We start from the raw sequence: 8111 nt of genomic DNA, 5'->3' as shown, positions 1-8111 counted from the left end.
CAGACAACCCAAAAGGGCAGCTTCAGCTGCCCTCAGACTGCAAATAAACCCCTGGCCACAGCCAGGGGTTTATCATTCACTGGGGCATATTGAAGAAACCTGTGCCCGAACATACGGTTCTGGAGATGCTGATGCCCGACAGCCTTGTTCTGAGAGCGTGTTCCCCGAATTCCGTACCCAGAAGACGATGTACATTTCCTAGCTGTCGCGAAAGAAGGAGCCAAATTGCGAGCGCTGCACCTGCTCGAAAGCCCCCAGTGGCGTCCCTAGCGACAATGTCGCTTCGTTCCCGATCGACGGTTCTTATGTCGTCGAAAAGGTCGAATATACAAACAGCAGAGTGTGGATCAACGACGAGCAATATTTCGACAATGTGCCGAAAGTCGCTTGGGTAAGCCACTTCGGCGGCTATGAACCAGCACAAAAGTGGCTCGCCGATCGAAAGGAAGCCAAACTAGACACTGATCAGTTCGAGCATTACCGCAAGATAATTGGCACTCTCATTGAGACCGAAAAGCCCATGGCGACACTAGATAATATTCGGGGAACCCAACGATGAAACTGCTTAGGAAGTGGTCCATGCGCGTCGCCGTCTCATTGAAATCGCGCGCACAGGCTCGTCACCGATTGCGGCAGACGGTGTACAACGGATCAGCGAACTCTATAAGATGGAAGCAGAACTGCGCGGTCTCACCCCAGAAGTGTGATTAGGCGTGGAATATTAGCTCTGACGCACTTTCGATGATACTGTCAATGCCTAAGGGCAAGCAAGATACTGATCTTATTCATTTTTCGAACATAGCATCAGACTATAACAATACCAGCTTGGTGAAGTTTATGCTCTCCATGAATATTATTTAGAATCAATATCTTATCCTAACTCTAGCGCGTGGGCATATCATCGAAAGTGCGTCAGAGCCAATATTCCATGCTTAATGACACCGCGAGTTCGAAAGGGGATTCCGGTCGGCCAAGGCAAAGCAATGGCTATCGTGCCATGTATCCAAATCCTTGGAAATCCGCAATCAGTGCGAAGTGATCGAGTGCCTGAAAAAACATCCTTTCAGCAACAACGATAAACATATTATCGAAGCATTCGTAGGCGATTCATGGCGTCGATTTTCTCAAGCCATAGGGGTCCATTTTAGTTTGATGTGCGACTTGCAAGTATCAGGGGTTGATAGCCTTCAATAGCTCAGCAATTCCTTTTTCATAGCTATCCTTTGCGCCGTCAATTGGTGATTGGTGCTGGTTATTTTCACCATTAACTGCCAGGGCGAGTGCTGCACCATGGGTGAAGTCCACCAGAATATGTACCCATAGCATCGAAAGCTCCGGCGATATGTCGAGCTCGCCGAGCAAGTTTCCAAGATCGTCAGTTATCTTCTTGGCATGGTCTGGAAACACCGCGGATTGTCCGAAAATCGCGAGTGTAAGAGCAGGATGCTTAATGACCTTCGCGCGATAAGCTGAGAGTAGGCCAGCGATGCGTATGCGAGTGTCACAGTTTCCTGGCGCTGAAACGTCTGAGTAGACCATATCTCCCACTGCCTTGATCAGGCCATTACGATCTTTGAAATGGTGATAGATCGTCATGGGGTTGATACCAACACGTGCTGCCAAAACGCGCATCGACAAATGTTCGAACCCTTCAGTATCCAGTATACGCAATGCTTCCAACAGAATCTTCGTGGGGGAAATCGTTTGCTGATCTTTCGAAGGTCGTCCGCGACCTCTCGTAGTCATTGCTTTACTGTGTAACTGGATTGGACCAACCCCGAAGGGAAAGACTTGGTGCTGGTATGGGCGAGTGAAACGTCATGTCCCAGACTACCGAACAAAGGGCGACCTGCGCCCAGCAATACTGGTACGCGAGTGATCACAATATCTCTGATCATGTTAAGCTCTAGAAACGACTGGATTACCCGACCACCATCGATATAAGCACGACGATAGCCTTCTGCTTCCAGCATTGCCATTGCCTCCTGCGCCGACTTGCCTGAGAAGCGCACCTTTCCGGTAAGATCAGCAGGAACTTCTTGCTGTGAAAGCTGGGATGACAGAACAAGCACGGCGCGGTTATAGAGCCAATTGCCCATCGCTCGAACAGCTTCGAAGGTACCGCGACCCATCACGATGACGTCGATATCTTTAATGAAATCTGCATAACCGTGGTCCTCACCAGCTTGATCGCTGTGAAATAACCAATCGAGTTCGCCGTTTTCGCGTGCGATGAAGCCATCAAGGCTAGCCGCAATGAATACATGACCCGTAATCATCTAATTCTCCATATTTATACATCGTATAAATATGGATCTCATGATCATGTCAACTCTGTAGAGCCCATATATATAAGGATCGATGAAGCAGCGTTGCTCCGCCGATCTACCATCGCCGTTTCGGAAGCTGTGCCGCCGCATAGATTTGCCGGCAATTGAACCGACCGAAAGTGGGTTGGCAGATATGTTTAAAGCTACTTCTTTAGGAAAAGCGGAGCCGGTTCATGCGTATTGCTCAAGTGAGAATTACTAATGCACCCGCGACCTGCATAAAGCCCATGCGTTGCCCAAATGCGATCCAATCCACGATGATCGCCACCACAGGATAAATGAACGACAGTGTGCCCACGATGCTGGTGGAGATCTTCTGGATCGCGCCATAGAGAAGCGTCGTCATTAATCCGGTGTGGATGACGCCGATCACGACCAAGCTCCCCAAACTTTGAATATTCGATGGGCTTTGAGCGAAAGGCAGCAATACGACCGTGCCAACTGTCAGTTGCCCAAGGACAATCACATGCGGCGGGACCCCTTTGAGCCCTTTGGTGATGATTACGGCGAGGGCATAGAAGAATGCTGCACCAAGGGCCATAGCGACGCCTAGCAGGAATGAATTCCGGGATTGCTCGACTTCTGATCGCCAAACCACAATGGCAATCAATCCCCCGAAAGAAAGAAGGAGCCAGCCCACCTGGCTCTGTTGCAACAATTCCAGTTGGTTGGGGTGGTCCTGTTTTCTCCGCCGTCACGAGGGCTGACCTTCGAATTTCTGCGCGAGCAGCGACACCACTTCTGCGAGTGCGCACGGTCCAATGCCGAAAGCTCGTTCGACAATCCGGGCTTCTCCACGGATATCGCCGGTGAGATTGAAAATAGCAGCTTGGCCCTTGCGTAACGCCCGCATGACCTCAAAACCCTTGATCGTCGCATAGGCCGATTTCAAGGTCTTGAAACCTCGCACCGGCTTGATCAGTTGTTTCAGCTTGCCATGATCCGCCTCAACAACGTTGTTCAGATACTTAACCTGCCGGTGGACGAGATCCTCCGGGCATTTGCCTTCGGTCTTGAGTTGGGCAATCGCGATGCCGTAGGTCGGCGCCTTGTCAGTGTTGATAGTGGTTGGCTTTTCCCAATCCTTCAAACCATTCAGCGCCTTGCCCAGAAATCGCTTGGCCGCCTTGGCATTGCGGGTCGGCGACAGATAAAAGTCGATCGTGTTACCGAACTTGTCAACCGCCCTATACAAATAAGTCCATTGCCCGCGGACCTTCACATAGGTTTCATCCACACGCCAACTCGTAGATTGTGGCCGGCGCCAGTGCCAGCGCAGACGCTTTTCGATCTTCGGGGCATATTTTTGAACCCGGCGATAAATCGTGGAATGATCGACTGCCACGCCTCGTTCGCCCATCATCTGTTCAAGATCACGGTAGCTGACACCGTAGCGACAATACCACCTCACTGCCAAAAGGATAATCTCACCCCGAAAATGGCGCCACTTGAAATCAGACATTTCCTGCTCCTGTTTCTCAGAACAGGTTATTATCTGCCAATCAATCTTTTTTTTGCAACAGAGCCGGCAAATCTGGGGGCGGCCTATGCTATGGCTATCGCCCCGTTCGACAGTTCGATGAAGATGGAGCCGTATCACGCCGGGAACGCGCGATTGTCGAGCATGAAGCAATCATCATCCGCCGGATATGTTCAGAATTCGCGAGCGGTATTGGTCCAAGAACAATTGCGCGACAGTTAAACAAGGAAGGCGTCCCCGGACCTGGCGGCAAGCTCTGGAACGACACGACCATTCGGGGGCACGTGAAGCGCGGTACCGGACTGATAAACAATGAACTTTATATTGGCCGCCTGATTTGGAACCGGCTGCGTTACGTCAAGGATCCATCAACTGGCAAACGGATCTCGCGTCTCAACCCACAATCTGATTGGATCATAAAGGCCGTTCCAGAACTGCGGATCATCGACGATGAACTCTGGCAAGCGGTGCGTGCGCGACAAGGCGAGATTGCTGAACAGTTCGCAAACGTCACCGAAGCGATCCGCGACCATCATAAGCAAAATCAACTCAACGGAACCCGCAGACCAAAATCGCTTTTGTCTGGCCTCGTCACTTGCGGTATTTGCCAGGGTCCCTGCTCTTTTCGTGGCTCTGATCGATTTATTTGCTCAAACCTCATCAGCAAAAGCACTTTCACAAACAGCGGAACGATTGCACGTTCAGAATTGGAGACACGTGTGCTTGCTGGGCTTGAACACCGCATGATGACGCCAGAGATAGTCGCTGACGCAATGCGCAGCTTTGTTGAAGAGAATAACCGGTTAAACCGTGAACACCGTGTTAACGCCAAAATCTGGCAATCGGAGCTGCAAACAATCAGCACCAAGGTTTCACAAATCGTCGAAGCCATTGCGGACGGCATGTATCATCCGTCCATGAAACAAAAGATGGATCAATTGGAAGCGCGAAAGGCTGAACTCACCACCCTGCTCACCAATCTAACTGATGACATGCCTGACATATTGCCAAGCGCTTCCGCGGTCTATGCAAAGCAAGTCGCAGCCCTCACAAAAGCGCTGAACAGTTCCGATGAGCGACAGACTGCCTCGCAGCACCTGCGCCAGTTAATTGAACGGATTGTTCTCAAGCCTGGCGCAAAACGTGGCCAGGTCGATGCAACGCTGCGCGGCGAACTCGGCACGATCCTGAACTGGACGGAGCAGCAAGCCATTGGTAAGATTAGTAAAACAACAAAACCCTTAGCGACTGCTACGGGTTTGTTGTATCGTTGGTTGCGGGGGCACGCAACTACCGATACGGGCATTCGCTAGAAATCGTCATATGATCAGGCAATCGAAGCAATGAAGGCCCTGGCACACCAACAGAAACCATGGGCGACTCATGCTGTTCGAGTAGCCGCTTCGCAATCGATTTCAGTTGCGTGAAGACCATTCGTCAGCGACAGGCACCCTTTGCCTTCGCAGCTCTCACGTTCTTCGCCAGATCGAAGTAACGGAGATTTATGTAGAACGATATCTGCCATGCGATTTGGCAGATCGAGAGCTGTCGATTCGTGATTGGCGGCAGAGCAAAAACCTCCGACATCACAACTAGACGACCGGTCTATTATATATTATATGGTACTCATGATATTGACACCCAAAGCTAAAACGACCCGGCAGAACATCCTTGATGCCGGCTACAGCCTCGTGCTGAAAAAGGGCTTTTCCGCCCTCGGCCTTCAGGAGATTCTGAAGGTTTCCGGTGTGCCCAAAGGTTCGTTCTATCACTACTTCCAGTCCAAGGAGGCGTTCGGTTGCGCGCTTTTGCAGGACTATGTGGATGATTACAGTCAGCAGCTCAACCATTTGCTGTCGCTGCAAGCCGTGACAGCACGCGAGCGCCTGATGCGTTACTGGCAAGCCTGGATTGACGATCCGCTTGCGCGTGACGTGATTGGCGGCTGGGCCGAGGACTGCCTCGTCGTCAAGCTCTCGGCGGAAGTCGCGGACCTGTCAGAGCCCATGCGGGCTGTCCTGAGCGATGGCGTAGCGCTGCTGCTTCAGCGGATTTCCAGACTGATCACCGAGGCACGCGAAGACGATTCGCTGCCACCCGGACCAGCCCCTGCTGCGTTGGCGCAGGTGCTTTATCAGATGTGGCTTGGCGCTGCGCTGCTCGCAAAGCTGACTCGAACCCGCATCCCGATGGAACAGGCCATGACCGCGACCGAGCGGCTTCTCGCCTGCGAGCCACCACACAACCCCGTGTAAAAAGGAGCCGACCAATGAAGGTTTTCTATAGATCCAGCGTAACAGTCACGTGTGGCCGCTAAGGTCACGCGGCGCTCGATGATGACAGCCTCACCCGCGACCTGGCCATGCCCTGCGCCAAGAAGGCCAGCGCATCCCCAAGCAGTTGTTTGCTATCGGGTATGCCGCGTGTTTCGACAGCGCGTTGTACCAACTCGCCCAAAACAGGAAGCTGGATCTTGCGGCAAGCAAGGGCCCCGCCGGGGTCGACATTGGGCAGATCACCGGCCTCAATGCGGGTTCCGCTCAGGAAATGGCCAAGGCGACGCATCAGATTTGCTCCTATTCCAACGCTACCCGCAGCAACATCAATGTGCGCCCGCACGTCACCACAATCTAAAGGATTTTCCATCATGAGAAGTGCAATTCACGCCGCATTCGGCGAACCAGCCGACGTCCTCGCCCTCGGTGAAAGCTCTATTCCTCAACCTGGACCGGGTCAGGTGCGGATCAGGACCATTCTGTCGCCGATCCATAATCATGATATCTGGACGGTTCGCGGCAGCTACGGATACAAGCCAGAACTACCCGCAATTGGAGGCTCCGAAGCCGTGGGCACCATTGATGCTCTGGGTGATGAAGTGACCGACGTGACTGTCGGTCAGCGGGTCGCCGTTGCATCCGTCCACGGGACATGGGCCGAGTATTTCCTCGCTCCGGCAGCCGGGCTGGTCCCCGTCCCGGACGCAATTTCCGACGAGGCCGCAGCGCAGCTTATCGCCATGCCGTTCAGCGCCATTTCGCTTCTCGATTTCCTGGAGGTGAAGAGCGGTGAATGGGTGATTCAGAACGCCGCAAACGGCGCGGTCGGCAAGACGCTAGCGATACTGGCGGCGGCACGCGGCGTGCATGTGGTCAATCTCGTACGCCGCGATGCCGGGATAGAGGAGCTCGCGGCCCTCAATATCGCCAACGCAGTCTCGACGGCGACTGATGGCTGGCAAGATCGTGTGCGCACCATCACCGGCGGGGCGTTCATCCGTGCAGCCGTCGATTCCATCGGCGGCAGGGCCAGCGGCGATCTTCTGAACCTGCTCGGCGAGAGCGGATTGCTCGTGTCGTTCGGCACCATGGCCGGCGAACCGATGCAGCTTTCCTCGGGTGATCTGATCTTCAAACAGGCGGTCGTGAAAGGGTTCTGGGGCTCAAAGGTTAGCGCCGCCATGCCGGTGCAAAAGCGCGTTGCCCTGATCGGAGAATTGCTACGGATGGTCGCGACGGGCGAGCTTGATCTGCCGGTCGAGGCGGTCTTCCCGCTCGACCAGATTGCTGATGCAGTGTGCGCCTGTCTGGCGCCCGGCAAGGCCGGCAAAGTGCTGTTAAAGCCTTGAGCGGCAGGGGAAAAGACCGATGATCGCGAATATCCTCATCGCCCTGATCGCAGCACTGCACATCTACATCCTCGTGCTGGAAATGTTCCTGTGGACCAGGCCCCAGACCCGACGCGCGTTCAACCTATCGCCAGACTTTGCCAGCCAGACCAAAGTTCTGGCTGGCAATCAGGGGCATTATAATGGGTTTCTCGCCGCGGGGCTTATCGTCGGTCTTTTCCTGCAAGCGGATGGATATGCCTTCAAGCTGTTCTTCCTGATCTGCGTGGCCGTCGCCGGCATTTACGGTTCGGCGACCGTCAGCAGGAAGATCGCCTTCGTGCAAACCGTGCCTGCCGTTCTCGCGCTCTGTGCACTGTCCTCAAATGGCAACACCAGATGAATGAATATTCCGTTTCTATTTACAACGATAGCCGGGTAACTATCCTTAGGCTCAGGACTCATTTCTTTCCGAGCCAGAATATAACGGCTGCTGCGAGATCTATTGCTGCACGGAACACGACCGGGCAGCGATCATAACGGGTAGCAATTCTTCGCCAGTCTTTCAGTCTCCAAACATGATTTTGATACGATTACGCCGCTTGTATCGACGTTTGTCATACTTGATAGGCTTCTTACGGTTTTTGCGACCCGGGATGCACGGCTTTATCTCTTTGTCTTTTAACCGTTTTCTGAA

11 protein-coding genes and 3 pseudogenes are annotated in these 8111 nt (G+C 53.3%); 7 read left to right on the top strand and 7 right to left on the bottom strand.

The annotated features are described in order from the left end of the window. Nucleotides 1–202 precede the first annotated feature (202 nt). A complete protein-coding gene (locus ABE530_RS19095) occupies nucleotides 203–559 on the top strand; it encodes a type ISP restriction/modification enzyme (protein WP_499695644.1) in 357 nt (118 codons plus the stop codon). A 19-nt stretch (nucleotides 560–578) separates the two neighbouring features. Further along, nucleotides 579–701, top strand: a pseudogene (locus ABE530_RS19090) (IS66 family transposase); the annotation flags it as partial. Nucleotides 702–1170: 469 nt separating this feature from the next. On the opposite strand, the gene ABE530_RS19085 reads toward ABE530_RS19090, so the two are convergent. The 4 genes from ABE530_RS19085 to ABE530_RS19070 all read right to left on the bottom strand — a co-directional run bounded on the left by ABE530_RS19085 (nucleotide 1171) and on the right by ABE530_RS19070 (nucleotide 3792). After that, a complete protein-coding gene (locus ABE530_RS19085; RefSeq protein WP_499695643.1) occupies nucleotides 1171–1680 on the bottom strand; it encodes a TetR/AcrR family transcriptional regulator in 510 nt (169 codons plus the stop codon). A gap of 62 nt (nucleotides 1681–1742) precedes the next feature. Beyond that, a complete protein-coding gene (locus tag ABE530_RS19080) occupies nucleotides 1743–2279 on the bottom strand; it encodes a dihydrofolate reductase family protein (protein ID WP_499695642.1) in 537 nt (178 codons plus the stop codon). A 235-nt stretch (nucleotides 2280–2514) separates the two neighbouring features. Beyond that, nucleotides 2515–2871 carry an EamA family transporter gene (locus ABE530_RS19075; RefSeq protein WP_499695641.1) on the bottom strand — a complete coding sequence of 119 codons (357 nt, stop codon included), beginning with the start codon at nucleotides 2869–2871 and terminating at the stop codon, nucleotides 2515–2517. Between the two features lie 153 nt (nucleotides 2872–3024). Beyond that, nucleotides 3025–3792 carry an IS6 family transposase gene (locus ABE530_RS19070; protein WP_499695640.1) on the bottom strand — a complete coding sequence of 256 codons (768 nt, stop codon included), beginning with the start codon at nucleotides 3790–3792 and terminating at the stop codon, nucleotides 3025–3027. Nucleotides 3793–3944: 152 nt separating this feature from the next. Between ABE530_RS19070 and ABE530_RS19065 the strand changes: the two are divergent. Beyond that, nucleotides 3945–4229 (top strand): annotated as a pseudogene (locus tag ABE530_RS19065) (recombinase family protein); the annotation flags it as partial. Here the strand turns inward: ABE530_RS19065 and ABE530_RS19060 are convergent. Further along, nucleotides 4179–4346, bottom strand: coding sequence for a hypothetical protein (locus tag ABE530_RS19060; protein ID WP_499695639.1), 168 nt, complete (start codon nucleotides 4344–4346; stop codon nucleotides 4179–4181). The pseudogene ABE530_RS19065 and the gene ABE530_RS19060 overlap by 51 nt on opposite strands. Nucleotides 4347–4529: 183 nt before the next feature. Between ABE530_RS19060 and ABE530_RS19055 the strand changes: the two genes are divergently transcribed. Both ABE530_RS19055 and ABE530_RS19050 read left to right on the top strand, forming a co-directional pair. Continuing rightward, a complete protein-coding gene (locus ABE530_RS19055; protein WP_499695638.1) occupies nucleotides 4530–5123 on the top strand; it encodes a DNA resolvase in 594 nt (197 codons plus the stop codon). Nucleotides 5124–5438: 315 nt separating this feature from the next. Further along, nucleotides 5439–6065: a TetR/AcrR family transcriptional regulator gene (locus tag ABE530_RS19050; RefSeq protein WP_499695637.1), complete on the top strand. Its 627-nt coding sequence runs from the start codon at nucleotides 5439–5441 to the stop codon at nucleotides 6063–6065. 64 nt (nucleotides 6066–6129) lie between these two features. Here the strand turns inward: ABE530_RS19050 and ABE530_RS19045 are convergent, their stop codons facing one another. Continuing rightward, entirely contained in the window at nucleotides 6130–6375 is a 246-nt protein-coding gene (locus ABE530_RS19045; RefSeq protein ID WP_499695636.1) for a hypothetical protein, read from the bottom strand. A gap of 82 nt (nucleotides 6376–6457) precedes the next feature. On the opposite strand from ABE530_RS19045, the gene ABE530_RS19040 reads away from it, so the two are divergent. Continuing rightward, nucleotides 6458–7435 carry a zinc-binding dehydrogenase gene (locus ABE530_RS19040; protein ID WP_499695635.1) on the top strand — a complete coding sequence of 326 codons (978 nt, stop codon included), beginning with the start codon at nucleotides 6458–6460 and terminating at the stop codon, nucleotides 7433–7435. 19 nt (nucleotides 7436–7454) lie between these two features. Beyond that, nucleotides 7455–7817, top strand: coding sequence for a DUF1304 domain-containing protein (locus ABE530_RS19035; protein ID WP_499695634.1), 363 nt, complete (start codon nucleotides 7455–7457; stop codon nucleotides 7815–7817). A 58-nt stretch (nucleotides 7818–7875) separates the two neighbouring features. Here ABE530_RS19035 and ABE530_RS19030 read toward each other — a convergent pair. Then, a pseudogene (locus tag ABE530_RS19030) lies at nucleotides 7876–8111 on the bottom strand (transposase); the annotation flags it as partial.

Source organism: Brucella sp. TWI559 (assembly GCF_039674265.1).
Taxonomy (GTDB): domain Bacteria; phylum Pseudomonadota; class Alphaproteobacteria; order Rhizobiales; family Rhizobiaceae; genus Brucella; species Brucella chromiisoli.
The sequence above is the reverse complement of the archived record's forward strand: the minus strand, read 5'-3'. Positions and strand labels throughout refer to the sequence as shown.